The organism is Caldicellulosiruptor changbaiensis (assembly GCF_003999255.1).
GTDB lineage: Bacteria > Bacillota > Thermoanaerobacteria > Caldicellulosiruptorales > Caldicellulosiruptoraceae > Caldicellulosiruptor > Caldicellulosiruptor changbaiensis.
The window spans coordinates 1,525,806-1,552,481 of the sequence record NZ_CP034791.1 but is presented as its reverse complement, the minus strand read 5'-3'; the positions used below and the strand labels follow the sequence as shown (position 1 = coordinate 1,552,481).

The 26,676-nt window shown below is 36.0% G+C and carries 30 protein-coding genes and 2 tRNA genes; 26 read left to right on the top strand and 6 right to left on the bottom strand.

The window, feature by feature from the left end; translation table 11 throughout:
* Nucleotides 1-11 precede the first annotated feature (11 nt).
* On the top strand, nt 12-155 hold the full coding sequence (locus tag ELD05_RS14010) for a hypothetical protein (protein WP_164742587.1): 144 nt from the start codon (nt 12-14) through the stop codon (nt 153-155).
* Nucleotides 156-237: 82 nt separating this feature from the next.
* Nucleotides 238-681, top strand: a complete 444-nt coding sequence (locus ELD05_RS07620) for a Fur family transcriptional regulator (protein ID WP_011917262.1) — start codon at nt 238-240, stop codon at nt 679-681.
* Nucleotides 682-693: 12 nt separating this feature from the next.
* Here ELD05_RS07620 and ELD05_RS07615 read toward each other — a convergent pair whose 3' ends face one another.
* Together ELD05_RS07615 and sleB are read right to left on the bottom strand one after the other, a co-directional pair.
* On the bottom strand, nt 694-999 hold the full coding sequence (locus ELD05_RS07615; protein WP_011917263.1) for a hypothetical protein: 306 nt from the start codon (nt 997-999) through the stop codon (nt 694-696).
* A 17-nt stretch (nt 1,000-1,016) separates the two neighbouring features.
* Nucleotides 1,017-1,697 carry a spore cortex-lytic enzyme gene (gene sleB, locus ELD05_RS07610; RefSeq protein ID WP_011917264.1) on the bottom strand — a complete coding sequence of 227 codons (681 nt, stop codon included), beginning with the start codon at nt 1,695-1,697 and terminating at the stop codon, nt 1,017-1,019.
* Nucleotides 1,698-1,904: 207 nt separating this feature from the next.
* On the opposite strand from sleB, the gene ELD05_RS07605 reads away from it, so the two are divergent.
* Entirely contained in the window at nt 1,905-3,002 is a 1,098-nt protein-coding gene (locus ELD05_RS07605; RefSeq protein ID WP_408605219.1) for a D-alanyl-D-alanine carboxypeptidase family protein, read from the top strand.
* Nucleotides 3,003-3,018: 16 nt separating this feature from the next.
* Here ELD05_RS07605 and ELD05_RS07600 read toward each other — a convergent pair.
* A tRNA-Pro gene (locus tag ELD05_RS07600) sits at nt 3,019-3,097 on the bottom strand.
* 45 nt (nt 3,098-3,142) lie between these two features.
* A complete protein-coding gene (locus tag ELD05_RS07595; protein WP_011917266.1) occupies nt 3,143-4,267 on the bottom strand; it encodes a glycosyltransferase family 4 protein in 1,125 nt (374 codons plus the stop codon).
* Nucleotides 4,268-4,344: 77 nt separating this feature from the next.
* Here ELD05_RS07595 and ELD05_RS07590 point away from each other — a divergent pair, with 77 nt between their 5' ends.
* The 15 genes from ELD05_RS07590 to ELD05_RS07520 all read left to right on the top strand — a co-directional run bounded on the left by ELD05_RS07590 (nt 4,345) and on the right by ELD05_RS07520 (nt 20,757).
* Complete coding sequence (locus ELD05_RS07590) at nt 4,345-5,280, top strand: RluA family pseudouridine synthase (protein ID WP_127351956.1); 936 nt, start codon at nt 4,345-4,347, stop codon at nt 5,278-5,280.
* Nucleotides 5,277-6,524 carry a CapA family protein gene (locus ELD05_RS07585; protein ID WP_127351955.1) on the top strand — a complete coding sequence of 416 codons (1,248 nt, stop codon included), beginning with the start codon at nt 5,277-5,279 and terminating at the stop codon, nt 6,522-6,524. Before ELD05_RS07590 ends, ELD05_RS07585 begins: the two co-directional genes overlap by 4 nt.
* Before the next feature lie 27 nt (nt 6,525-6,551).
* On the top strand, nt 6,552-8,360 hold the full coding sequence (lepA, locus tag ELD05_RS07580; protein ID WP_127351954.1) for a translation elongation factor 4: 1,809 nt from the start codon (nt 6,552-6,554) through the stop codon (nt 8,358-8,360).
* A gap of 17 nt (nt 8,361-8,377) precedes the next feature.
* The gene (hemW, locus tag ELD05_RS07575) at nt 8,378-9,508 is read left to right on the top strand and encodes a radical SAM family heme chaperone HemW (protein WP_127351953.1); all 1,131 of its coding nucleotides are present in this window, start codon (nt 8,378-8,380) and stop codon (nt 9,506-9,508) included.
* Nucleotides 9,509-9,619: 111 nt separating this feature from the next.
* A complete protein-coding gene (gene hrcA / locus ELD05_RS07570; RefSeq protein ID WP_039766445.1) occupies nt 9,620-10,651 on the top strand; it encodes a heat-inducible transcriptional repressor HrcA in 1,032 nt (343 codons plus the stop codon).
* A gap of 21 nt (nt 10,652-10,672) precedes the next feature.
* Nucleotides 10,673-11,323, top strand: coding sequence for a nucleotide exchange factor GrpE (gene grpE, locus ELD05_RS07565; RefSeq protein ID WP_127351952.1), 651 nt, complete (start codon nt 10,673-10,675; stop codon nt 11,321-11,323).
* 40 nt (nt 11,324-11,363) lie between these two features.
* Nucleotides 11,364-13,184, top strand: coding sequence for a molecular chaperone DnaK (gene dnaK / locus ELD05_RS07560; protein ID WP_011917273.1), 1,821 nt, complete (start codon nt 11,364-11,366; stop codon nt 13,182-13,184).
* 132 nt (nt 13,185-13,316) lie between these two features.
* Entirely contained in the window at nt 13,317-14,480 is a 1,164-nt protein-coding gene (gene dnaJ / locus ELD05_RS07555) for a molecular chaperone DnaJ (protein WP_127351951.1), read from the top strand.
* A 32-nt stretch (nt 14,481-14,512) separates the two neighbouring features.
* A complete protein-coding gene (prmA, locus tag ELD05_RS07550; RefSeq protein WP_127351950.1) occupies nt 14,513-15,421 on the top strand; it encodes a 50S ribosomal protein L11 methyltransferase in 909 nt (302 codons plus the stop codon).
* Between the two features lie 22 nt (nt 15,422-15,443).
* Entirely contained in the window at nt 15,444-16,172 is a 729-nt protein-coding gene (locus ELD05_RS07545; RefSeq protein WP_127351949.1) for an RsmE family RNA methyltransferase, read from the top strand.
* Nucleotides 16,173-16,187: 15 nt separating this feature from the next.
* The gene (locus ELD05_RS07540; RefSeq protein WP_127351948.1) at nt 16,188-17,336 is read left to right on the top strand and encodes a cysteine desulfurase family protein; all 1,149 of its coding nucleotides are present in this window, start codon (nt 16,188-16,190) and stop codon (nt 17,334-17,336) included.
* Nucleotides 17,337-17,348: 12 nt separating this feature from the next.
* On the top strand, nt 17,349-18,527 hold the full coding sequence (gene thiI, locus ELD05_RS07535) for a tRNA uracil 4-sulfurtransferase ThiI (protein ID WP_127352943.1): 1,179 nt from the start codon (nt 17,349-17,351) through the stop codon (nt 18,525-18,527).
* Nucleotides 18,520-19,242, top strand: a complete 723-nt coding sequence (locus ELD05_RS07530) for a pseudouridine synthase (RefSeq protein WP_127351947.1) — start codon at nt 18,520-18,522, stop codon at nt 19,240-19,242. The genes thiI and ELD05_RS07530 overlap by 8 nt, the downstream gene beginning before the upstream one ends.
* 25 nt (nt 19,243-19,267) lie before the next feature.
* Nucleotides 19,268-20,383, top strand: coding sequence for an aminopeptidase (locus tag ELD05_RS07525; protein ID WP_127351946.1), 1,116 nt, complete (start codon nt 19,268-19,270; stop codon nt 20,381-20,383).
* 71 nt (nt 20,384-20,454) lie between these two features.
* The gene (locus ELD05_RS07520) at nt 20,455-20,757 is read left to right on the top strand and encodes a hypothetical protein (RefSeq protein ID WP_127351945.1); all 303 of its coding nucleotides are present in this window, start codon (nt 20,455-20,457) and stop codon (nt 20,755-20,757) included.
* Between the two features lie 62 nt (nt 20,758-20,819).
* Here ELD05_RS07520 and ELD05_RS07515 read toward each other — a convergent pair whose 3' ends face one another.
* Nucleotides 20,820-21,008, bottom strand: a complete 189-nt coding sequence (locus ELD05_RS07515; protein WP_045164602.1) for a hypothetical protein — start codon at nt 21,006-21,008, stop codon at nt 20,820-20,822.
* A 191-nt stretch (nt 21,009-21,199) separates the two neighbouring features.
* Between ELD05_RS07515 and ELD05_RS07510 the strand changes: the two genes are divergently transcribed.
* Genes ELD05_RS07510 through truA form a run of 4 tightly spaced genes read left to right on the top strand, consistent with a single transcriptional unit; the run spans nt 21,200 to nt 24,423 of the window.
* Nucleotides 21,200-22,036 carry an energy-coupling factor transporter ATPase gene (locus ELD05_RS07510; protein ID WP_127351944.1) on the top strand — a complete coding sequence of 279 codons (837 nt, stop codon included), beginning with the start codon at nt 21,200-21,202 and terminating at the stop codon, nt 22,034-22,036.
* Complete coding sequence (locus ELD05_RS07505; RefSeq protein ID WP_127351943.1) at nt 22,021-22,893, top strand: energy-coupling factor transporter ATPase; 873 nt, start codon at nt 22,021-22,023, stop codon at nt 22,891-22,893. The genes ELD05_RS07510 and ELD05_RS07505 overlap by 16 nt, the downstream gene beginning before the upstream one ends.
* On the top strand, nt 22,890-23,681 hold the full coding sequence (locus ELD05_RS07500) for an energy-coupling factor transporter transmembrane component T family protein (protein ID WP_307720924.1): 792 nt from the start codon (nt 22,890-22,892) through the stop codon (nt 23,679-23,681). The genes ELD05_RS07505 and ELD05_RS07500 overlap by 4 nt, the downstream gene beginning before the upstream one ends.
* A 7-nt stretch (nt 23,682-23,688) precedes the next feature.
* A complete protein-coding gene (gene truA, locus ELD05_RS07495) occupies nt 23,689-24,423 on the top strand; it encodes a tRNA pseudouridine(38-40) synthase TruA (protein ID WP_127351941.1) in 735 nt (244 codons plus the stop codon).
* A 30-nt stretch (nt 24,424-24,453) separates the two neighbouring features.
* On the opposite strand, the gene ELD05_RS07490 is transcribed toward truA, so the two are convergent.
* Nucleotides 24,454-24,530, bottom strand: a tRNA-Val gene (locus tag ELD05_RS07490).
* 164 nt (nt 24,531-24,694) lie between these two features.
* Here ELD05_RS07490 and ELD05_RS07485 point away from each other — a divergent pair.
* From ELD05_RS07485 to rplT, 4 genes are all read left to right on the top strand, one after another.
* Nucleotides 24,695-25,279 (top strand): YdcF family protein, encoded by a 585-nt coding sequence (locus ELD05_RS07485; RefSeq protein ID WP_127351940.1) that lies wholly within the window; start codon nt 24,695-24,697, stop codon nt 25,277-25,279.
* 260 nt (nt 25,280-25,539) lie between these two features.
* Entirely contained in the window at nt 25,540-26,040 is a 501-nt protein-coding gene (gene infC, locus ELD05_RS07480; RefSeq protein WP_039766565.1) for a translation initiation factor IF-3, read from the top strand.
* Between the two features lie 29 nt (nt 26,041-26,069).
* Nucleotides 26,070-26,267: a 50S ribosomal protein L35 gene (gene rpmI / locus ELD05_RS07475; RefSeq protein WP_127351939.1), complete on the top strand. Its 198-nt coding sequence runs from the start codon at nt 26,070-26,072 to the stop codon at nt 26,265-26,267.
* 34 nt (nt 26,268-26,301) lie between these two features.
* Complete coding sequence (gene rplT, locus ELD05_RS07470; RefSeq protein WP_127351938.1) at nt 26,302-26,658, top strand: 50S ribosomal protein L20; 357 nt, start codon at nt 26,302-26,304, stop codon at nt 26,656-26,658.
* Nucleotides 26,659-26,676: the final 18 nt, after the last annotated feature.

Sequence of the window (26,676 nt, the reverse complement as noted above, 5' to 3'; positions counted from 1 at the left end):
GCAACTTCAAAATGAAGACAAAGTGTCCTGTATGTGGTTATGAAGCTGACATTACAAACAAAAAATGTCCAAGATGCAACTCTTCGCTTTTGGATTCTTTAAAATGCAGAGGTAATTGTAAAGGTTGTAAGCAAAAGTGCTCTATAAGATATTGACATGTCAGTTTGGTTGAGAATAAAATGTATATCATAAAATAGAGAAGTTATAATTTTAACTAAATGGAGTTGGAGAAAATCAATGAGCAAAAATCAATTAGAGGAGATAAAAGAACAACTTAAACAAAAGGGATATAAGCTAACAACACAGAGGAGGATAATTCTTGATTCTATCTTGGACAATCAAGATAAGCATCTGAGTATAGAAGAAATTTATAGGATAGTTAAAGAAAAGATGCCAGAAATAGGACTGGCAACAGTGTATAGAACAATAATGCTTTTAAGTGATTTAAAAGTGCTCAATAAAATTGACCTTGACGATGGATGTTCACGGTTTGAACTTTCAAATAGTGAAGATTCGCATAACCATCACCATTTGATTTGTATCAAATGTGGTAGGGTAGAAGAAGCAGAAGACGACCTTTTAGAGGCTTTAGAAGAGCAGATTGAAAAGAAAAAGGGATTTAAGGTGATAAATCATATGGTAAAATTCTATGGCATCTGCAAAGAGTGTAAAAAGGAATGAGAGAAAAGCCTCTCATTCCTTTGATTTTATAAGAACCTTATAGAAACTGCCGTTGTTGTCATCTTTGTTTCCAAAGCTATCTTTAAATGCTAAGTATAAAAATCCATTTATCAAAGTTGGGATTACCATTAGATATTCTGAGTTTTTTCTGATCATTTTGCACTCATAAATTTTTTCTATCAAATCATCTCTTCCAAACCCAAATTGAAGGTAAATATCCTTCTTTAGTCCATCAAGTAAGATGCCTCTGTTATAAATTATCATCAGCTTATCACCAGAGATAGGTTCTTGAGGGTATAGCTTAAATGGCAGGTCCATTTTAAAATTTTTTCACCTCACTTTGCAAACACATGATTGCCTATAACAGCAACAATTGGCCTGCTCCAAATCCATTTATTTGTTGTCTTTGCCGGGTTGAAAAAGTAGAGAGCTCCCCCTGTTGGGTCCCAGCCGTTTAGAGCATCTCGTGCTGCATTTATCGCAGAGGCTGTTGGCGGTAGATTAATCTGCCCGTTTGAAACAGACTCAAATGCCCCGGGTTGGTATATGACACCTGCAATGGAGTTTGGAAAGCTTGGATGCCTTACTCTATTTAGCACAACAGCTCCAACTGCAACCTGTCCAACATAGGGCTCACCCCGTGCCTCTGCACTGATTAAGTGGGCAAGAAGGTTCAGATTAGAATTGTAAGATGAGCGTGAAGTTGTGGTTACAATTCCAAGTGCTCTTAAGGTCTCACTTCCCGCAATTCCATCAACTTTTAGACCGTTTTTGGCTTGAAAATATCTCACAGCCATATATGTTTTGTACCCGTATATTCCATCGATTGGTCCATCATAATATCCCCATTGTTTAAGTCTTCTTTGAATTTCTATAACCTCACTTCCAGTTGAACCATAGTAAGATAAAACAATGGGGTTCACTACATATCTGAATTTTATCTGTTCATAATGAGAAAGTGTATAAAGAGTAGCAATCAAAAGAGCACATGCCAATAAGACCTTTATATACCTCATTCCTTTCACCTCATGTAACTTCAAAAATTTAAATAGCTTTTTAAAAATAGTATGTCTCTTGATTTTTGAGAATATGTATTGTGAATAACAAGCCGAGGTTGTGTAGATAATTTAATTATAGGAAAATAAAAGGAATTGGGGTGAAAGGTTGTGAAAAGAATTTTAACACTTTTAATTTTATCTTTCTTTCTTTCGAGTTTAAATTTTATAAGAGCTTTTTGTCAAACGCAAAATAATGAACTCACAAATAGTCCTGAACTTTCTGCAATGTCTGCAATACTTGTTGACTTTGACACAGGCAGAGTACTTTTTGAGAAAAACTCTCATGAAAAACTTCCCCCAGCTTCAATTACAAAGATAATGACAATGATTTTGATATGTGAGGCAATTGAAAAAGGTAAACTTAAGCTCTCTGACAAGGTAATTGCAAGTCAGAACGCTGCAAGTCTTGGTGGCTCCCAGGTATACCTAAAAGAAAATGAAGAGATGACAGTAGAAGAACTTTTAAAATCCATTGCAATTGCATCTGCAAATGATGCCTGTGTTGCCTTGGCCGAGCATTTGGCTGGAAGTGTTCAAGGGTTTGTTTATATGATGAACCAAAAGGCAAAAGAGCTTGGTATGCTCGATACAAACTTTGTAAATCCATATGGACTTGATGCAGAAGGACATTATACCTCTGCATATGATGTTGCTGTTATGTCAAGAGAACTATTAAAACACAAACTCGTAAGAAACTATCTTACAACATGGGTTGACACTGTAAGAGACGGTAAGTTTGGGCTTACAAACACAAACAAACTTGTGAGATTTTATAGAGGTTGTACAGGTGTAAAGACAGGTTCAACTGACAAAGCAAAGTTTTGTATCTCAGCATCAGCCCAGAGAAATGCTCTTCATCTTATTGCAGTTATAATGGCTGCACCAGATAGTAAAACAAGATTTAACGAGGCTGTACGACTTCTTGACTGGGGATTTGCAAACTTTGCGATGTATGCCCCATATGCAAAAGATTTTAGTTTTGGCAAGGTTAGGGTTAGAAATGGGCTAAAAAAAGAGGTAAGTGCAGTTTTAGAAAGGGATGTAAAACTCCTTGTTAAAAAAGGAGATGAAAACTCTATTGAAACCAAAACTATCTTACCAAAAGAAATACCAGCACCTGTGAAGCTTGGTCAAGTAGTGGGTAGAATAGAACTTATAAAGGACGGTAAGACTCTTGCAATTTATAACCTTGTTGCAAGTGAAGATGTTGAAAAGAGGAATATATTTGACATCTTTAAGATGCTTTTAAGATTAGAGATGTAAAGAGCCCAAAAATAAATGGTCGGGGCGACTGGACTTGAACCAGCGAACCTCTAGCACCCCAAGCTAGCGCTCTAACCAAACTGAGCTACGCCCCGACCTTTATTATTTTTGTTCTACAAATACATTATATTCTAACTTCTCTAAGATTTCAAGGCAAAAATTTGTTGATAGATAGCTATAGTAGAGCTTATAGTTTTCTCCCAGCTATACTTCTTAGCTAAGCTATAACCTTTTTCAGAAAGCTCTTTTCGAAGCTTTTCACTTTCGAGTACAAGCAAAATCTTTTCTGCGATGTCTTCCTCAAAATAAGGATTGACAAAGATAGCTGCGTCTTTTAACACTTCTGGCAGAGAAGTCGTGTTGCTGGCAATTGTAGGAATTTTACAAGCCATTGCTTCAAGTGGCGGAAGGCCAAATCCTTCATATAAGGATGGATAGACAAATAAAATGGCACCATTATATAAATAAGGCATTAGTTCTACCTCAACGTATGAAACAAAATGTACACGCTCACAAAGCCCAAGTTCTGCAACAAGACCTTTCACCTCTTCAAAACTCCTACTAAATTTTCCAGGAATTACAAGATGAATACCATCAATTTGATCTCTTATCATATTGTAAGCTTTAATCAACCTTATGAGATTTTTCCGAGGTGAAAAACCACCTACATACAGGATATACGGAAAGTCTATATTGAATCTTTGCTTAAGCATGTTTTCAACCTCTTGTTTTGAAAGGGGCTTGTAGATATCTTCTGGTGCTAAGTGTGTTACAAACACCTTTGATGGATCATAGTCAAAGTACTCACATATATCTTTTTTAGAGAATTCAGAAACAGTTATCACGCTATCTACAATCTTCAAAATCTTCGGAACATTTTCTCTAAAGATTTTTAAATAGCCCGGTCCCACTGTCTCAGGCAACCTAAATGGGATTATATCGTGAAGGGTTATAATATAACTACACTTTTTAGAAAAAGGAATGCCTATTCCGTTTTGAGGAACGTGGTAAATCTCAATATCATTTTGGATTATTATCTCCTTTATCATTATCTCTTCCCAGAATTTGTCTAGTTGTTGAGGCAAAAGATTTATGTTAATATTTTCTGCTGAAACAAACTCTATTTCAGATTTGTCGGGCCATATGATAAGGTATTCGTTTTGTTTGTCAAGTTTTTTGATATAATTTAAAAGTTGATAGGTGTAAGTTCCAATACCAGAACCTCTATACCATTTAGCTGCTCTACCATCAATGCCAATTTTCATGTTTTTTTCATTTTCAATTTGGTCAATTTTATTATATGATAATATTATTCAACGTGTTAAAAGCGAGGTATGTGTAAATGACAATAGAAATGTTGATTGAGAAAGATTTTGCAGGTATGAAACTTGAAAAGGCTATAAAAAAGAAATATCCGACAATTCCAATGAGTGTAATATTTAAACTTCTGAGAAAGGGTAGAATAAAGGTTAACTTTGAGGTTGCTCAAAAAGGTCAGGTATTACAATTTGGAGATTTAATTAGCTTTGACATAGAAGAGAAGTACTTAGATCAGAAAAAAGTTGAAATTTCAAAAGTATATGAAGATGACAATATAATTGTCATTGACAAACCATATGGTATTCCTTCGCACCCCGATACAAATAACGAGTATTCTGTTGTAAATTGGATTGAAGATAATTATTCTGGCAATCAGTTGCCTGCACTTTGTCACAGGCTTGACAGGAACACTTCAGGTCTTATGATTATTGCAAAAAATAGACAAGTTTTAAACGAGATGTTAAAATATATGAGTAGAAGGGCTATTAAAAAGAAGTATTTATGCATAACAAAAAGGGTGGATTTGCCAAAAAGTGGAGTACTCGTGCACTATCTAAAAAAGGACTCTAAAAAAAGCAAAGTTTACATTTCAGATTTACCGTCTGAAGGTTATTCGGAGATTGTAACCAGATACAAAATAATACGAGGCAAAGACGACTTGCTGCTTGTTGATGTTGAGATAGAAACAGGAAAAACCCATCAAATTAGGGCCCAGTTTGCGCATGTTGGGCTTTGCATCTTGGGCGATAGTAAATATGGTGACTGGGCGCTAAATAAGAAGTATAATGCAAGTATTCAGTGTCTTTGTGCTTATTACCTTAAATTTGACATAGGTAAAAAAGGGATTTTAAGATACTTAGATGGGAAGAAAATTGTCAAGGATGTTGTTGAGTTTCCTATTCAGATTGAAAACTTAAGTAAAATAAATGTTTATAAAGAAAGAGGGCTTGAGTTATGAAAAAGATTTTGTATGTTCTGGGTTCATTTATTATAGTCCTTCTTATTGGAATAAATGCAATATTTTATTATGAGAACATGTATGTAAAAAATTATATCCCGGTTTCCCAGGAGGTTTATGATACTACAAAGAAACAAAATACATCCACACCTGCAAGGGAAAAAACTGCGGCAGATACTACTAAATCTTCTTCTGTTCAGCTAAAAAACCAGCCAAAAGAATACAAAGCAACAATCTCGCTTGTTGGCGATGTGTTCTTCAATGGGTATCTTTTAAAATCGTATTATAACAGACAAACTCAATCATATTCATTTGGAAATATAATGGAAAATGTTAAAGACATAACCTACGCAGACTTAAGTATTTTCAAGTTTGATAGCAGTTTAACGTCTAATTTGCCAGTTTCAACATATGGCAAATACAATGCTCCAAAAGAAAGTTTAGGTTTGCTAAAGTCTGCTGGCTTTAATGTTGCAGTACTATCTTCTTCACATATTTTTGATGGCAAAAAGCAAGGCTTAGAAGATACAATCAAAAATCTAAAAGAGGCAGGAATTAGCTCTGTTGGGGTAAGGCTCTCTCCAGATGAACATACCTCAAAGGTGTTTGACATAAACAATATTAGAGTGGGGGTTGCTGCATTTACAAAGGAACTTTCAAATGTGTATCTTGGAAGCAACTCTTCATATAAAGATTATGTTGATATTTTGGACAAAGATACAATTCAAAACCAGCTTGAGTACTTGAAAGGACTCAATTGTGACATTATAATAGCATATGCAAACTGGGGATATGAAAATTCAATAAACCCAACTTCAGAGCAAAAGGAGTTTGCAAAAGAGCTCATAAAATACGGGGTTGATGTGGTAATTGGAACACATACGCATACCATTCAGCCATTTGAAAAGATACAGGTTGAAGATGGAACTTCTGGCAAAAGAGAGGGTATAGTATTTTATTCCCTGGGAAATTTCCTTTGTGACCAGACAGTTATTTTCCCATACAATAGGTTTGGCTTGACTGTAAGAATTGAGCTTACCAAAAAGGATAATAAACTTACAAAAAAGATTTTAGTAGAGCCTATATATATTTTCAGAAAGACAAGAATAAATGGCAGTTACTATGATTTTATGCTCCTGAAGGCAAAGGATATTCTAAACAGGAGTGATGTAAGACAATCTTACATTCGGTATGCAAAAAAACTTTTGAATGAGGTGCAAAGTCAACTTCAAAATCTACAATAATTTGATTTTGTAGGGGGATTACTTGAGGTGGAGAGAAGACAGGACAGAATTAGAAACTTTTGCATAATTGCTCATATTGACCATGGAAAATCAACTCTTGCTGATAGAATAATTGAGCTGACAGGTGCTTTGAGCGAACGGGAGATGCAAGACCAGGTTCTTGACACAATGGAGATAGAGAGAGAAAGGGGTATTACTATAAAAGCGCAGGCAGTGAGGCTAAATTATAAAGCAAAAGACGGTAAAGAGTATATATTTCACCTCATTGATACACCAGGACATGTAGACTTTACCTATGAAGTTTCAAGAAGCCTTGCTGCTTGTGAAGGCGCAATCTTGGTTGTGGATGCAACTCAAGGTATTGAAGCTCAAACTCTTGCGAATGTTTATCTTGCGCTTGAACATAACTTAGAAATAATACCAGTTATAAACAAAATCGACCTTCCAAGTGCAAGACCAGATGAGGTTAAAAAAGAGATAGAGGATGTTATTGGACTTGACGCATCAGATGCCCCTCTTATTTCAGCAAAACAGGGAATTAACATTGAAGAGGTTTTGGAAAGGATTGTAAGAGATATTCCACCCCCCAAAGGTGATGATACAAAGCCTTTGAAGGCTTTAATATTTGACTCTCTTTATGACAACTACAAAGGTGTTTTGGCATATGTTAGGGTATTTGATGGAGTAGTAAAACCCAATATGACAATAAAGATGATGTCAACTGGTGCACAGTTTACAGTCACGGAGGTTGGCTACTTCAAACCTGGCATGTTAATTCCTTGTGAAGAGCTAAGGGCAGGTGATGTTGGATACATTGCTGCGTCAATCAAAACAGTGAGAGACACAAGAGTTGGTGATACTATCACTGATGCAAACAATCCTGCTGATGAGCCTCTGCCTGGTTTTAGAAAGTTAAACCCGATGGTGTTCTGTGGAATCTACCCAACTGGTGATACAAAATATGAAGAGCTCAAGGAAGCACTTGAAAAGTTGCAACTCAATGACGCAGCACTGTTTTTTGAGCCAGAGAGCTCTGCTGCACTTGGTTTTGGTTTTAGGTGTGGTTTTTTAGGTCTTTTGCACATGGAAATTGTTCAGGAAAGGCTGGAGAGGGAGTATGATTTGAACATTATTACAACAGCACCCTCTGTTGTTTACAGAGTTACAAAGACAAATGGAGAGGTTCTGTATATAGACAATCCTACAAAACTTCCGCCACCAAATGAAATAAGCAGGATGGAAGAGCCAATGGTAAAGGCCACCATCATGGTACCAAACGAATATGTTGGAGCGGTAATGGAGCTATGCCAGGAGAGAAGAGGAATATTTAAAGATATGTCCTATATAGAGACAACCCGTGTCATACTCACCTACGAAATGCCGCTGATGGAGATTGTCTATGACTTTTTTGATGCGCTAAAATCACGCTCAAAAGGTTATGCATCATTTGACTATGAGTTCATAGGATATGCAGAGTCTAACCTTGTAAAGCTTGACATAATGATAAAAGGCGAGGTGGTTGATGCACTTTCGTTCATTGTGCACAGGGACAAGGCTTATCAGAGAGCAAGAAAAATTGTAGAGAAATTGAAAGAGGAGATTCCAAGACATTTATTTGAGATACCTATTCAGGCATGTATTGGCAGCAAGGTAATTGCAAGAGAAACTGTAAAGGCATTGAGAAAAGATGTGCTTGCTAAGTGTTATGGCGGGGATGTGACAAGAAAGAAGAAACTTTTGGAAAAACAAAAAGAGGGTAAGAAGAGAATGAAACAGATAGGAGAGGTTGAAATACCACAAGAGGCTTTTATGGCTGTTTTGAAGTTAGAAGAGTAAAAGGAAGTGCAAAAAGGTTGGGAAAGAAGATTGGGCTTTATATCCACATTCCATTTTGTAAGAAAAAGTGTCTTTACTGTGATTTTGTATCGTATGAGAATGTTGAAAATAATCTTGTATCTGAATATTTTAATTCTCTTCAGAGAGAACTTATTTTTTATAAAGAAAACTATGACATTGAGATAGAAACAATTTATATTGGGGGAGGTACACCGTCGGCAGTAGATCCTAAGCACATAGAAAGATTGATTGAATTTATATATTCAAATTTCAAAGTAAAAGAGAACTGTGAGACAACAATTGAAGCAAATCCAGAGAGTTTAAATGAAGAGAAGCTAAAGATTTATAAGCTCTTAAATATAAATAGGCTGAGCATTGGCATTCAATCTTTAAATGACATTGAATTAAAAGTACTTGGAAGGATTCATACATCGAAAAGAGCTCTGGAAATATTAGAGCTTGCAGCAAGATACTTCGAAAACTTCAATGTTGATTTAATGATTGGACTTCCATACCAAAATATAGAGAGCTTTTCAAAGACTTTGGAAACAGTAATTAGTTTCGGACCTCCTCATGTCTCTGTATATTCTTTGAAGATTGAAGAGGGCACATATTTTTATTATGAATATGACTCATTGAAAAACTATTTGCCTTCTGAGGAAGAAGAGAGAAGTATGTACTGGCTTGCAGTAGAAAGACTTTATGATTTTGGTATATATCAATATGAGATATCAAACTTTGCAAAAAAGAATTCTGAATGTAAGCACAATCTTAAATACTGGGACTGTGAATCATATATTGGAATTGGCTCAAGTAGCCATTCTTTTTTTGAAGGATATAGATATTCTAATGTAAGTGACATTAAGGAATATATCAATAGTATAAAGAATGGGTATCTTGCAGTTGATACAAAGGAGTATATAGATGATGAAGAAATGGAAAAAGAGTACATTATCTTAGGACTTAGAAAAATTGAGGGCATTGATCTTTTGAAGCTTGAGAGAAGATTTAATATAGACTTTATGAAGAAGTACAAAACCCAGATAGAAAAACTAAAAAAGTATGGACTTGTAGAGATAAATTCGCATTTTAGACTTACAAAAAAAGGAATGGACCTTGCAAATATAGTGTGGCAAGAGTTTATTTAAAAAGGTCAAAGAAAGTCAAAAAATCTACTTGACAATTATCTACTAAAGTGATATCTTATATCTTAGAATTAGCACTCATCAAATGAGAGTGCTAACAGTAAGGTGAGGAAAATGCTGGATGAAAGAAAAAAAAGGATACTTCAAGCAGTCATAGACGATTATATAAATACAGGGGAGCCAGTTGGTTCACGCACTATTGCAAAAAAGTACATCTTTGGTATTTCTTCTGCAACTATTCGTAATGAGATGTCTGATTTAGAAGAGATGGGGTATTTAGAACAGCCACATACTTCAGCAGGAAGAGTTCCGTCTGATAAAGGGTACAGATACTATGTTGATGAATTAATGAAGGTTACAAGGCTTTCACCGCAAGAGGTTGAGTTTATAAGGTCACAGCTTGATGTGAAGTTCAGCGAAATAAATGAGTACATGGAGAACATAGCAAAGATTATCTCGAATCTTACAAACTATACTGCTGTGCTCTCAACTCCAAATGTAAAGAAAAGCTATATCAAGCATCTACAGCTTTTGCCAGTTGACAGCAAAAAGTATATATTAATTTTAGTTACAAATACAGGGCTTGTAAAAGATATTCTTTTAGATAAGCCGGAAAATATTGATAGCAAAGATTTTATATATATCACTAACGTACTTAACCAAAAGCTAAGTGGACTTAAATTAGAAGACATTGATGAAAATACAGTTTTGGACATTGAAAATAGCTTGGGCAAGAACAGGACAATCCTTTCACCAATCATTGACAATGTGTTAAGAACAATCAGTGCAGCGGACAGTACAGAAGTGGTCCTAAGTGGTATCAAAAACATGTTTGACTTTCCGGAATTCAATGATGTTCTAAAAGCAAAGATATTCTTGCATATATTTGAGCAAAAAGACATGCTACGAAAGATTATAAACTCTTCAATGCACGACCATATAACCATACGCATAGGTACAGAAAACCCAATTGAAGATTTAAAGGAATGTAGCATTATTCTTTCCACTTACCGAATAGGCGACAGTATTGCCGGTTCAATTGGTATAATCGGCCCAAAGAGGCTCAAGTATTCACAGACAGTTTCTTTGATCGATTATATTTGCGATACGTTGTCTGATATTTTGACAAGACTTTTCACAGAATAAATAAAGAGGTGATTTTTGAAGATGTGCGAGATGGAAAACAAAGAGTTAAAGAGTGAAGAGACAAACATTTCTGAAAGTCCTCCAGCTACAGAGGCTACAGAAAAAGATGATACTCAGGAGCAAAAAAATGAGATTCAAAAGGTAGCAAATGAAACTGAAGTATGCCAAGAAGAGGCTCATCCTCAAGAACAAGAAGACCCAATTGAGGCGTTAAAAAAACAGCTTGAAGAGAAAGAAAGGGAAGTTGAGGAGTACAAAAGCTTGTGTCAGCAAATTGCCGCTGACTTTGACAACTACAAAAAGCGAATCGCAAAGGACAAGGAAAATATGTACTATGAAGTTGTTGCAGATGTTATAGGAAAGCTTCTTCCTATTGTTGATAATTTTGAAAGAGCAATCAGCTCTGCTAAAGAGTCGGAAAATACAAATGAAGAGTTTTTAAAAGGACTTGAGATGATAAAAAAGCAAATTGATGATATCTTCTCAAAACTTGGTGTTGAGCCTATTGAAGCTTTAAATAAAGAGTTTGACCCATACCTCCACAATGCTATTATGCATGTGGAGGATGAAAGGTATGGTAAGAACATTGTGATTGAAGAATTCCAAAAAGGTTATAAGATAAAAGACAGAGTTATAAGATACAGCCTTGTTAAGGTTGCTAATGCAAATTAATTAATAATCAAATCGAAAATAAAAAAGGAGGTTGATAACAATGGCTCATATTTTAGGTATAGACTTAGGTACAACAAACTCTTGTATGGCAGTAATTGAAGGTGGGCAGCCTGTTGTCATTCCAAATGCAGAAGGGTTTAGGACTACACCGTCTGTTGTTGCTTTTACAAAAACTGGTGAGAGACTTGTCGGTCATGCAGCAAAAAGACAGGCAATTACAAATCCAGAGAGGACAATTATCTCAATCAAAAGAGATATGGGTACAAACAGGAGAATCAAGATAGACGACAAAGAATATTCTCCCGAAGAGATTTCTGCAATGATTTTGATGAAACTAAAAGCTGATGCCGAGGCATATCTTGGTGAAAAGATTACACAAGCTGTTATCACAGTTCCTGCATACTTTACAGACTCACAAAGACAAGCAACAAAAAACGCAGGTAGAATTGCGGGACTTGAGGTTTTGAGAATTATCAACGAGCCAACTGCTGCAGCTTTGGCTTATGGCCTTGACAAGGAAGGACATCAGAAGATAATGGTATATGACCTTGGTGGTGGAACATTCGACGTTTCAATTTTGGAGATTGGCGAGGGTGTTATTGAGGTTTTAGCAACATCTGGTAACAACAGACTTGGTGGCGATGACTTTGACCAGAGAATTATTGACTATATAGCAGATGAGTTTATGAAAGAACATGGGATTGACCTGAGAAAGGACAAGGTTGCACTCCAGAGATTAAAAGATGCAGCAGAAAGAGCAAAGATTGAGCTCTCGTCTGCACTTCAGACAACAATTAACTTGCCATTTATAACAGCAGATGCAAACGGTCCAAAGCACATTGACATGGTATTGACAAGAGCTAAATTCGAGGAGCTTATAAAAGACCTTGTAGAAAAGACAAGAGAGCCTGTTGAGACAGCACTTTCTGATGCAAAGCTCACACCAGAGCAGATTGACAAGGTCATTTTGGTTGGCGGTTCAACAAGAATACCTTATGTTCAGGAGTTTGTCAAAAAGCTCACAGGAAAAGAACCATTCAAAGGTATAAATCCTGACGAATGTGTTGCAATTGGTGCAGCAATCCAAGCAGGTGTATTGGGAGGACAGGTAAAAGACATCTTGCTGTTAGACGTAACACCACTTTCCCTTGGTATTGAGACCTTAGGTGGCGTGTTCACAAAAATAATTGAGAGAAATACAACAATCCCAACAAGAAAGAGCCAGATATTTACCACTGCTGCAGATGGTCAGACTCAGGTAGAGATTCACGTTTTGCAAGGTGAAAGACCACTTGCAAAGGACAACAAGACACTTGGTAGGTTCATCTTGGACGGAATTCCACCTGCTCCACGTGGTGTTCCACAGATTGAGGTTACATTTGACATAGACGCAAACGGAATAGTACACGTTTCTGCAAAAGACCTTGGCACAGGTAGAGAACAGAAGATAACAATAACCTCCCAGACACACCTTAGCGAAGAGGAGATTCAAAGAGCAATCAAAGAGGCAGAGATGTATGCAGAGCAGGACAGAAAGAGAAAAGAGCTCATTGAGACAAGGAACAAAGCAGACTCTATCATCTACCAGACAGAAAAGCTTTTGCGTGACCTTGGTGACAAGATGACAGCAACTGAAAAAGAACAAATCGAAGCAAAACTCAAAGCTCTCAAAGATGTTATGAATGGTGAGGATAAAGAGAGAATTGAAAGAGCAATTGATGAGCTGACAAAATCATTCTACGATGTTTCAACAAGGCTGTATCAGCAAGGTTATACTCAAGCTGGGCCTCAGGGAGGCACAAACCCTGGTGGTCAAGGCGGAACTGATGGTAATGTCAACACTGATTATAAGGTATATTAACAAATTTAGATTCTTTAGAAAAAGGGACCAAAGTCATAACACTTTAAAAATGGCTTTGGTCCTTTTTAATGATTTGTTAAAAGTTTTGCGTTGGTATATAATAATATTCAGTAAGCTAAGTGGGTGATAAAAATGGCACAAAAAAAAGATTACTATGAAATTTTGGGTGTTCCACGAAACGCAACACAAGAAGAGATAAAAAGAGCATATAGAAGACTTGCAAAGCAGTACCACCCTGATGCAAATCCAGGCAACAAAGAAGCAGAAGAAAAATTTAAAGAGATAAATGAAGCATATGAAGTGTTGAGTGACCCTGAAAAGAGAAGGAAGTACGACCAGTTTGGCCATGCAGCATTCGACCCGACATATGGTGCTCAGGGCGGAGGATTTTCTGGTGGCTTTACAGGCGGTTTTACAGACTTTGACTTTGGAAGTTTTGGGGACATATTTGAAGACCTGTTTGAAGGGTTTGATATCTTTGGCTCATCAAGAAGAAGAAAAGAAGCACCAAGAAAAGGTGCTGATATACATGTTGATTTAGAACTGACCTTAAAAGAGTCAGTATTTGGCTGTGAAAAAGAGATCCCTATTTACAGGACAGAGAAGTGTTCTGTCTGTGGCGGAAGTGGTGTAAGACCGGGTGCAACACCTGTCAGATGTCAAAAATGTGGTGGTACAGGACAAATTAGGTCAAGACAGGCAACATTCTTTGGCGAGTTTACTACAATAAAAACATGTGATGCTTGTGGTGGAGTTGGAACTATCATCACGGACCCTTGCAGAGAATGTGGTGGTACTGGAACTGTTAGACGCCAGAGAAGAGTAAAGATAAACATCCCGGCTGGAATTGACGATGGACAGGTGATAACTTTAAGAGGCGAGGGTGAGAGTGGTATAAAAGGTGGACCAAATGGTGATTTGCACATTAGAATCAAAATAGCGCCACATCCTGTTTTTAAACGAGTTGGCCAAGACCTTTATGTTGAGGTACCAATCACATTTGTCAATGCAGCACTTGGTGGTGAGATAGAAATACCTACCTTAGATGGCAGAACAAAGGTAAAAATTGAACCGGGTACACAAAGTGGTGATGAGGTGAGGATTAAAGGCAAAGGTGTGCCTTATTTGAGAGGTAGGGGCAGAGGTGATTTGGTTGTAAAATTTATTGTTGAGGTGCCAAAGAAACTTTCTGAGAAGCAAAAAGAGCTTTTGAGAAAGTTTGAAGAGCTTTCGTCTGAAGAAGGGTATGAAAAGAGAAAACATTTTTGGGATAGGATAAGAGAAGCTTTTTCATAAACCTATAAAGAAAAAAGGAGAAATGAAATAGTATGAAATGGTTTGAAGTTGCAATTAAGACTGTGGAAGAGGCAGAAGATGCTATTTCGAATATCTTGTATGATCTTGGAGCAAACGGTGTTGTAATAGAGGACGATGAAATCTTAAAATATCCAAATTCATGGGACTATATAGATGAAAATCAATTTCCTAAACGAAATTTCGCAGTTGTTCGTGCGTATTTTCCTGAAAGTGTGAATATCTCAGAACTTATTTTCAACATTGAAGAGAGGTTAAAAGATGCTTCACAGTACCTCAATATTGGCGAGGGCAAGATTGACATCTCTGAAGTTGATGAGAAAGACTGGGCAGAAGAGTGGAAAAAGTATTACAAGCCTGTTGAGATAGGGAATATTGTCATTGTACCATCGTGGGAGAGCTACCCAAATACAAAGGACAAGACAGTTATAAAACTTGACCCTGGCATGGCATTTGGTACGGGTACGCATGAGTCAACAATGCTTTGTTTAGAAGCAGTTCAAAAGTATATAAAACCAGGGTTTGATGTAATTGATATTGGTACAGGTTCAGGGATTTTAGCAATTGCAGCTAAAAAACTTGGGGCAAATAGGGTTTTAGCAGTTGATATAGATGATGTTGCTGTAAAGGTTGCAAGAGAAAATGCTGCTTTGAACAATGTTGAAATTGAAATTAAGCAAAATGACTTGGTTTTTGGAATTGAAGAAAAGTTTGACATAGCAATTGCAAATATCATAGCTGATATAATAATAAAATTAGCAAAGGATATTAAGAACGTTCTAAAAGAATATGGACTTTTTATCTCATCTGGAATTATTGAGGATAGACTTGATGATGTAATAAAAAGTTTCAAGGAAAATTTGTTGGAAGTGGTTGAGGTCAAAAAACTTAACAACTGGTGCTTAGTGGTAGCAAGAAAGTAAAAGGAGTATAGGGTGATAAACATTGCCTATTTTTTTTATTGAGAGTAAGAATATTATTAATGACACCGCATATATAACTGACAAAGATGATATAAACCACATAGTAAAGGTTTTGCGCAAGAGAGAAGGTGAAGCTTTAAATCTTTGTGATGGTGTATTTGATTACAAAGCTAAGATTTTAGAAGTTTCAAAAGATAGAATAAAAGCAGTAATAGAAGAAAAGGTTCTCAACCAGCGGGAGCCACAAAAAGATGTTTTTTTATTTCAGTGTATTATAAAAAATCAGAAGATGGATATCATAATTCAAAAGGCAACAGAGCTTGGGGTAAAAACCTTAGTTCCTGTTATTTCAAAAAGAGTTGTTATTGATATCAGCGAAAAGGAAGAAAAAAAGATACAGCGTTGGCAGAAAATTGCTAAAGAGTCCCAAAAGCAATGCCTAAGACCATATTCGCCACAGATCCAAAGACCTATTGAAATAGGTAGAGTCAAAGACTTTTTAGATGAACTTGATCTTCTTATAATTCCATACGAAAAGGAAAATAAAAAAACCTATTTGGATATTCATTCCAACATAAATAGAGTAGGTATATTAATTGGACCGGAGGGTGGTTTTGAAGAAGAGGAAATAGAGATTTTTAAAGACTTGCAAAAAGTCAGAATAGTCTCACTTGGAAAGCGCATTCTAAGGAGTGAAACTGCAGCTATTTCGGTAATTTCTATTGTCATGCACCTTCTTGGTGAGATGTGAAAGGAAGGGTAGAAGATGGTTGTATATTTTGACAATGCAGCAACAACACGTCCATTCGATGAGGTTATAGAAGGTTTGAAAGATTTTTTGGCCCAAAATTATGGTAACCCCTCGTCCTTGCATAGGCTTGGGGTCAGCGCCGAAAAGGTATTAAAAGAGGTAAGATGGAAAATAGCTCAAAAGATAAATGTAAATCCTGAAGAAATATACTTTACATCTGGGGGTACAGAGGCAAACAACTTGGCATTGATTGGCATTGCCTTTGCTAATCAGAAAAGAGGAAATAAAATAATCTCAAGCCCTGTTGAGCACCCATCAGTATTAAATACACTTGAGCACCTGAAAAGATGTGGATTTGAAGTGCGCTTTTTAAAGGTTGATCAAAACGGAAATATTGACTTTGAAGAGCTCGAAAATGAAGTGGACGATGAGACAATTTTAGTAAGCGTCATGCTTGTAAACAACGAAACAGGGCATATTTTTGATGTAAAAAAGATAGCTGAAGTGGCAAAGAGGAAAAATCCAAATGTGATTGTTCACACAGATGCGGTTCAGGCGTTTATGAAGGAAAAGACCAATGCCAAAGAACTAAACGTTGATTTGATGTCAATAAGTGGGCATAAGATTCACGCATTAAAAGGGATTGGAGCCTTGTATATCAAAAAGGGGATCAACATTCAACCAATAATTTTTGGTGGGGAGCAGCAAAATGAAGTAAGACCTGGGACAGAGAATATGCCAGGTATTTTTTCGATTTATAAGGCAATTGAGGTGTATGAAAGGCTGCAAAATGAGCAGCCAAATAAGCTAAGAATGATAAAACAAAGATTTATTGAGGGGCTAAGAAGTTTTGATGATGTTGTGATAAATTCACCACTTGACAATACATCTGACGCAATTTTAAATGTGTCATTTTTAGGGATTAAATCCGAGGTTCTGCTCCATACTCTTGAAAGCTATAATGTATTCGCATCGTCTGGTTCTGCTTGTTCATCAAGGGGCAGAACATATAACAAGGTTCTTTATAGCATGGGAAAATCAATGGAAATTGCACAAAGTAATATACGTTTTAGTTTTTCTTATTTGAATAACCTTGAAGAAGTTGATTACACACTTGAAGTATTGGAAAAATCGCTCAAGTTTTTGCAGAAAATAAAAAGGTAAAGGATGAATGGAATGAAGGCTATTTTAATAAGGTATGGTGAACTTGCCTTAAAAGGATTAAATCGTCCTTTGTTTGAAGACAGGCTTGTGAGGAACATAAAAAGAAAACTCAAGAATCTTGAGAATATCTCAATTACGAAAGAACAAGGTAGAATATTTATTGAAAACCTCTCTGAAAATGATTTTTATTTTGCAATTGAAAGGCTAAGGAAGGTCTATGGTCTTGTTGGTTTTACTATCTGCGAAGTTGCAGAAAAACAAGTAGAGGCTATCAAATCTGCAGCTTTAAACGTTGCTCTTAATGAGATTCAAAAAGGCAAGAAAACCTTCAAAGTTGAGACAAAGAGGGCTGATAAGACATTTGAATTAAGGTCGCCAGAGCTTTCAAGACTTATTGGCGCACATATTCTTAAAAATCTTGCTGACAAATATGGTCTTAAGGTTGATGTGCACAATCCAGACTTTGAGGTAAATATTGAGATAAGGGACAAAGCATATGTGTATTCGTCAGAAGAGAAAGGTATTGGTGGTATGCCACTTGGCACAGGGGGCAAGGCACACCTTTTGCTCTCTGGCGGGATAGACAGCCCCGTTGCAGGGTTCATGATAGCAAAAAGAGGTGTTGAAATAGAAGCGGTCCATTTTTACAGCTTTCCATATACAGGTGAGAAGGCAAAAGAGAAGGTCATTGACCTTTGCAGGGTTTTAGCCCAGTACACAGATAGACTAAAGCTTTACATTGTACCTTTTACTGAGATTCAAACTACTATCTACGAAAAATGTAATGAGAGGTATCTTACAATTATTATGAGAAGATTTATGATGAAGATTGCAGAAAGGATTGCTAAAGAAAACGGCGGTTTAGCTCTTGTGACTGGTGAGAGTATTGGACAGGTTGCAAGTCAAACAATGGAAAGTATCATTTGTACAAACGCTGCTGTATCAATGCCAGTCCTAAGACCTCTTATTGGCATGGACAAAGAAGAGATAATAAGAATTGCAAAAAATATTGGCACGTATGACATCTCAATCTTACCATATGAAGATTGCTGTACAGTATTTGTTCCAAAACATCCAAAGACCAAACCAAAACTTGAAGAAGTTATTAAAGAAGAGGAAAAATTGGATGTATCATCATTGATAGAGAGTGCCATTTCAAATACTGAGTGGATGGTGATAGAAGATAGGTGATTTAGTTCGCCTTCAAAAGTTTATGGCTGACTGTGGGGTTGCGTCACGCCGAAAGTGCGAAGAGATTATTCTTCAAGGAAGAGTAAAAGTAAATGGCAGAACCATTACAGAGCTTGGCTTTAAAGTTGACCCTCAAAAGGATGAGGTCTTGGTTGATGGTAAAAAACTTGTACCAGTACAAAAGAAGGTCTATATAATGCTCAACAAACCATTTGGTGTAATATCTTCTGCAAAGGATGAAAAAGGCAGAAAAACAGTTGTAGATCTTGTAAAAGACAAAGTGAATGTTAGAGTTTTTCCAGTGGGAAGACTTGATTTTGACACAACAGGGCTTATACTTCTAACAAATGATGGAGAGTTTGCATATAAAGTTACACACCCCAAGCATGATATTGAAAAGACGTATATTGCACTCATTGAAGGTGTACCAACAAAAGAAGAAATTGAGCAGTTTGAAAAAGGCCTTTTGATTGATGGAAAAGTAACCTCACCTGCAAAGTTTAAGGTTTTAAAGGTTTTGAAAGGAAGATCTCTTGTTGAGATAAAAATACACGAAGGAAGGAACAGACAAGTAAGAAAAATGTGCGATGCAATTGGACACAGGGTATTAAAACTTAAAAGAGTTGCAATAGGCAAGCTAAAACTTGGCAAGCTAAAAGAAGGAGAGTTTGTTTTTTTAGATGAGAATATGGTAAACAAGGTGTTTGAAAAATAAGAATTTTAGAAAGGAGACGGTTAAATTGGTAGATGAAAGAGTAAAAGTACTTGCAAAAAATCTTATAGAATACTCTGTTGATCTAAAAAGTGGTGAAAAGATTTTGATAGAACTGATTGGTGAAGAAATTGATTTGGCAAAGGAGCTTATAAAGCTTTCATATCAAAAAGGTGCAATGCCGTTTTTGTGGATTAAGAATCAAAGTCTATTGAGAGATCTTCTTTTAAATGCCACTGAAGATCAAATAAAAATAATTGCTAAAAACGAAAGGCAACTTATGGAAAAGATGGATGCATATATTGGTATCAGATCAAGCCAAAATCCATTTGAACTGAGTGATGTGCCAGATGATAAGATGGCGCTGTATCAGAAAATCTGGTTTCACAAAGTGCACGGCGAGGTAAGAGTACCAAAGACAAAATGGTGTATTTTAAGATACCCCAATTACTCAATGGCTCAGCAGGCAAGGATGAGCAAAGAGGCATTTGAAGATTTTTATTTCAATGTTTGCAACCTTGACTACAGAAAGATGTCAAGGGCAATGGACAAGCTGGTTGAACTTATGGAAAAAACAGATGAAGTGAGAATAGTAGGTGAGGGCACAGACCTCACATTTTCAATAAAAGGTATGAAGGCTGTAAAATGTGATGGACATATGAATATACCTGATGGTGAAGTGTACACTGCACCTGTTAAAGACTCTGTCAATGGGTATATAACCTATAACACCCCTTCAAACTATGCAGGTTTTAAGTTTGAAAATATTAGGTTTGAATTTAAAGATGGAAAAATTGTAAAAGCTACTGCAAACAACACAGAAAAGCTAAATAAGATTTTGGACACAGACGAGGGTGCAAGGTATATAGGTGAATTTTCAATTGGACTAAATCCATACATTACAAAGCCTATGGAAGACACCCTATTTGATGAGAAGATAGCCGGAAGCATACACTTTACACCGGGCAGTGCTTATGAGGATGCTGACAATGGCAACAGATCAGCTGTGCACTGGGATATAGTGTTGATTCAGACCCCTGAGTATGGCGGTGGAGAAATTTACTTTGATGGAAAACTTATTAGAAAAGATGGAAGGTTTGTCATACCTGAGCTTGAAGATTTAAATCCAGAAAATCTTAAATAATTTTTTTCACAAACTAAAGTTTTCATGAATAACATAGAAGTAGACATAAAATTTTGTAGGGTGAGAATACTTTGGACAGCTATTTTTCAGCTCAGGAGCTTGGTACATTTGCAGGAATTACAGTTGCTACAAATGTTATTGTTCAGTTTACAAAAGGTATATTCAAAAAACGGTGCAAAGATTATGTAATTAGAATCTATACCTTTTTTGTAGCATTTGTTCTATCCTTTGTTTTTATTCCACACCAAAACACGTTAAAAGACATTACGCTACTGATGATAAATTCTATACTAATCTGCATGGCATCATTTGGGAATTATGAAATGATAAAGGACACATATAGAAAAAAGTCTACAGATGAAAAACACACCTAAATTATTTTAGGGGGATGATTTTTGGCATCCCCCTTTTTATATCCCCTTCCTACCATCCTACTTCATTGAATTTCCTTTATCTTTTCATCAAGTTCTTTTAGTTCATCTGTGAGATGGCTTTTTAGTTTTGAAATCTCTTCAATCTTCGAAAACTCTTCTAACAGCATGTTTTTTGTTTCAATTGGAATGTTGAACTCCTTTAAGTTAACTAAGTTTGTGTCAAAGTATATGTCACACTTGGGAGTAAACATGTTAAATCCCCCCTTCTAATATATATTATACCCGGTGTATTATAAATATGTTCAATGTATCCACGAATACTTCAAAAATACACGTATATTTAAACTTTAAAATCTTTGCTATAATAAAAGGTAGTTTATCGCAAGAAAAGCTGTGCCTATTAAAGAATAGAAAAACATTTTTATAAGGGGAAAAAAGAGAGATGAGTGCTTTCATAGAATTTATAAATGTCAGCTTTTCATATACAAGTTCGGATGGAAGCAAAAATCCTGCGTTAGTTGATATAAATTTAAAGATAGAGAAAGGAGAATTTGTTTCAATTTTAGGGCTCAATGGTTCAGGGAAATCCACTTTGGCAAAGCTAATAAATGGGCTTTTAATACCCGAAAAAGGTGATGTACTGGTTGACGGTATGAACACAAAGGATGTAAGTCAAATTTGGGAGATAAGAAGAAAGTGTGGATATATATTTCAAAATCCTGATAATCAATTGGTTGCCTCGATAGTTGAAGAAGATGTTGCTTTTGGGCCAGAGAATTTAGGGTTTGAACGTGAGGAGATAATAAGAGCTGTAAATGAGGCACTTGAAACTGTTGAGATGATTGAATATAGAAATCACGCAACATACAAGCTTTCTGGTGGGCAAAAACAGAGGGTTGCGATTGCCGGAATTTTAGCAATGAGGCCAGAATGTATCATTTTAGATGAGCCAACTTCTATGCTTGATCCAAAAGGGAGAAAAGAGGTCATATCGACCATCTTAAGACTCAACAGGGAAGAAAAAAAGACAATAGTTTTGGTTACTCACAACATTGACGAGATGATATATAGTAACAAGGTGGTGGTTTTAGAAAATGGAAAGGTAAAATATGTAGGGACTCCGAAAGAGCTTTTAAAGCTTGATTGGTTTTATGAGATGGGATTTGACATGCCTCAGATTTTAAAGCTTTCTTATGAGCTTAAAAAAAGAGGTATTGATATCGATGGTGAAATCTGGACAGTTGATGAAATGGAGAGATTTTTATGTTCATTGAGATGAGGGATGTTGAGTTTGTATACGGCTACAAAACACCATTTGAAAAAAAGGTACTATCTAATATGAACCTCACAATCTCAAAAGGTGAGTTTATTGGAATAATAGGAAAAACAGGTTCGGGGAAATCAACTCTTGTTCAGCTTATGAATGGACTTCTTATTCCTCAACGCGGTGATGTCATTGTTGATGGAATAAATACCAAGGAAAAAAAGAAGGTAAAAGAGATTCGAAAAAGAGTCGGACTTGTTTTCCAATACCCTGAATATCAGCTTTTTGAAGAGACGGTATATAGAGACATTGCATTTGGACCAAAGAATTTAGGGTTTTCTGATGAGGAGATTGAAAAGAGAGTAAAAGAGGTATGTGAACTTTTAGAAATACCGAGGGCTATCTTGGAAAAATCACCGTTTGAGCTATCGGGCGGACAAAAGCGAAGGGTTGCAATTGCCGGAATTTTGGCAATGGACCCTGAGTGTTTGATTTTAGATGAACCTACTGCTGGGCTTGATATGAGGGGAAGAAAAAGAATATTCAATATCATAGAAAGACTTCATCGTGAAGTGAAAAAGACTATAATTCTTATTTCACACAATTTAGAAGATGTTGCATCAATGTGTGAAAGAGTAATTGTTCTGAACAAAGGAGAAATCTATTTTGATGGACCAAAACAAGAAATATTTGAAAATATTCACCTTTTAGAAAAAAGCGGTTTGATTGCGCCAGATATATTGTATCTTCAGCACAGGCTTAAAATGAGAGGATTTAAAATTGAAAGGTTTGAGTACAGAATAGAAAATGTTGCTGACATGATTGTGCAAAATATAGCAGGAAATATTACAAAAGAAGGTGGCAAAGAATAATGGTTGACTTTGTAATTGGTCAGTATGTCAAAAGAGATTCATTTGTACACAAGCTTGACCCACGGACAAAGATAATAATTTTGGTATTTTTCTGTATCTCTATATTTGTAGTGAATAATTTTTATGGATATATATTTTTATTTGCTTTAATACTTTTATGGACCGTCTTTTCAAAGACAAGTCCAGTGTTACTTCTGCGCGGTACAAAACCGGTATTTATCCTGATTTTGATAACTGTAATTTTTAACCTTTTTTTGACTCAAGGAAGGCCAGTGGTAAGGTTTTTAGGTTTGACAATTACAGACAAAGGGATAATTCTTTCATTGTTTTTAGTGATAAGACTTTTACTGCTTGTATTTTCTACCAGCTTGCTCACACTTTCAACCTCTCCAATTGAAATAACAGATGCTTTAGAAGAGCTATTAAGGCCTTTGAAAAAACTCAAATTTCCTGTACATGAGATTTCGATGATGATGTCAATTGCACTGAGATTTATCCCTACAATCTATGAAGAGACAGACAAGATTATGAAGGCTCAAATGTCAAGAGGTGCTGATTTCGAAAGTGGAGGACTTGTGAAGAAGGCAAGGTCACTTTTGCCGCTTTTGATTCCACTTTTTATATCAGCATTTAAAAGAGCAGATGAGCTTGCAATTGCCATGGAAGCCCGTTGTTATAGAGGGTCAGAAGGAAGAACCAAGCTAAAAAAGCTTCAATACTCAAAAAACGACTATATTTCCTTTTTAATAGCAGCAATTTTAATGGTTTTAGCTATAATGGTGAGGTGAGATTTCTTTGAGAAACATTCTTCTAACAATTGAGTATGACGGGACAAACTATTTTGGCTGGCAAAAGCAGCCAAATAAAAAAACAATTCAGGGTGTTATTGAAGATGCAATAAAGAAAATTACAGGGGAAGATGTAAATCTTGTTGGATCAGGTCGTACAGATAGAGGAGTACATGCTTTGGGTCAAAAGGCAAATTTCAAAACAGAAAGCAAAATTCCAACAGAAAAGTTTCCACTTGCTCTTAATTCAGTCCTTCCGAGTGATATTTCAATAAAAGACGCTGCTGAGGTTTCTCTTGATTTTTCAGCACGCTACAATGCGAAACAAAAGACATACAAGTATCTAATTTATAATCACAAGACAAGACCTGCCATTTTGCGCAATTATGTCTATTACTTCCCATATGATCTTGATATAGCTTCAATGCAAAAATCTTGTGAGTATTTCATAGGAGAGTATGACTTTAGCAGCTTTTGTTCAAGTGGCAGTGAAACAAATTCAAAGGTACGTCGTATTTTTGACTGCTATTTAACATTTGAAAATGACTGTATTGCCATATACATTACTGCAAATGGATTTCTTTACAATATGGCAAGAATAATAGCAGGAACAATCTTAGATGTGGGTGTTGGCAGAATCAAACCAACAGACATTCCTCTTATAATAGAGAGCAAAGACAGAACCAAAGCTGGCAAAAGTCTTCCGCCTTGGGGACTCTATCTTGTGGATGTTGTTTACTGAACATTTTTTTAAACAAAGCGAAAAATAAAATGGTGGGGATAATAGGACTCGAACCTATGACCTCTTGCATGTCAAGCAAGTGCTCTAACCAACTGAGCTATATCCCCACCAGTCATTATTTAATTTTTGCAGTATGTATTATAGCATAGATTTTTAAAATTTGCAAATAGAATAATATAGCTGAAATGCTTAATTTTAGCTGTATAATCAATAGAATTCTTAAAACAAGGTTTCTATCGTTTGACAAACAATACAGATGGAGAGGTTGAGAATGAAACGAATTTTTAAGCTCTTAGGGATTTTGATTGGAAGTGTAATTATCGCATTTATTATATTAGAGTTAATAATTATCTCTTTTGGTGTAAATAGCAAACCTAAAAAATCTGATGCTATTATTGTGTTAGGCTGTGCTGTGTATGGAAGCTTCCCAAGTCCTTTTTTTAGAGCAAGGCTGGATGAAGCTCTAAGACTTTACAATAAAGGATATGGCAGATACATAATAGTCTCTGGTGGAAAAGGACCGGGAGAGAATATTTCGGAGGCAGAGGCAGGCAAAGAATACCTTGTGGCAAGGGGAGTGCCATCTGAGTTTATTCTCATTGAAAATAAATCTTTCTCTACTTATGAAAATTTGTTATTTTCCAAAAAACTTATGAATAAGTACTCTTTAAAAAGTGCAGTGATTGTATCAAATAGATTTCACTTAAAAAGAGCAAGTATAATTGCAAAAAGAGTTGGAATAGAAGCAAGTTTTTCTGGAGTTTATGTTGGTCAATACCTTTATGAAGAAGTCCATGGCTTTCTGCGAGAAGTGCCAGCAGTTTTGTATACATATCTCATACACTTAAGGCAATGAGCGCTTTATAAAAGTGAGGGCATATTGACATCATCCTACCACTTATGATATTCTTATAAAGGTAAAAAAGAAGTAGAAGTCTATCGCTTCTCACCTATCCGACAAAGAAGAGTCGGAAGGTCAATAGGGAGTTTGAGCCAAAAAAGAAGGCTCAAAGTATGCCTATGGAGTGGATAGACTATGCTTCTATCCACTTTTTGTTTAAATCAGAATGTATTATTTATTTTCCCAGGAGGTGTTTTGATATAAATAATAAAGATTTGCTCATCAATGAGCAGATAAGAGACAAAGAGGTAAGGGTTATTGATGAAAATGGGGTCCAGCTCGGAATTATGAGTGTCAAAGAGGCACTGAGGATTGCTGAGGAGAAAAAGCTTGACTTAGTTAAGATTGCTCCTCATGCAAACCCGCCTGTGTGCAAGATAATGGATTATGGCAAGTACAAGTTTGAACTTGCCAAAAAAGAAAAAGAGGCAAAGAAGAATCAAAAGGTTATCAATGTAAAAGAGGTAAGGCTTACAACCACGATTGAAGACCATGACTTTAACGTTAAAGTAAAAAATGCTATCAGGTTTTTGCAGGATGGCGATAAGGTAAAGGTTTCTATTCGTTTCAGGGGAAGAGAGGTTTTGCATCCTGAGATTGGGGAAGAGATAATAAATAAGTTCATTGAAATGGTAAAAGACTATGGAATTGTTGAGAAAAAACCAAAGCTTGATGGTAAAAACCTTACAGCGGTTATAGCGCCCAAACAACAATAAAAATTTTCAAATAGGGAGGAGTAAACAGAATGCCAAAGTTAAAAACACACAGAGGTCTTGCTAAGAGAATCAAAATTAGCGGAAGTGGAAAATACCTTAGAAAAAAAGCAGGTAAAAGCCATCTTTTGAGTGGCAAGTCAAGAAAGAGAAAGAGAAATTTGAAAAAGACAGTTGTTGTTGATTCAACAAACGTAAAAGCTGTAAAGAAGCTTTTGCCATATCTATAAAAACTACACAAAGTGAATGGGAGGTAACTGACAAATGAGAATAAAGAATGGTGTTTGGGCAAGAAAGAGACACAAAAAATGGTTAAAGCTTGCAAAAGGTTATTGGGGTGCAAAGAGCAAGATATTTAAACAAGCTCATATTGCTGTTATGAGGTCATTAAGATATGCATATATTGGTAGAAGGCTCAAAAAGAGAGACTTTAGAAGACTATGGATAACAAGAATCAATGCTGCTGCAAGACAAAATGGGCTTTCATACAGCAAATTCATAAATGGTCTTAAGAAGGCGGGAATTAGCCTTAACAGAAAGGTATTGGCTGACATGGCTGTAAATGATCAGAAAGCTTTTGCTGAACTTGTTGAAATAGCTAAAAAGCAGATAAATGGTTAAGATAACCTTTAAAGTAAA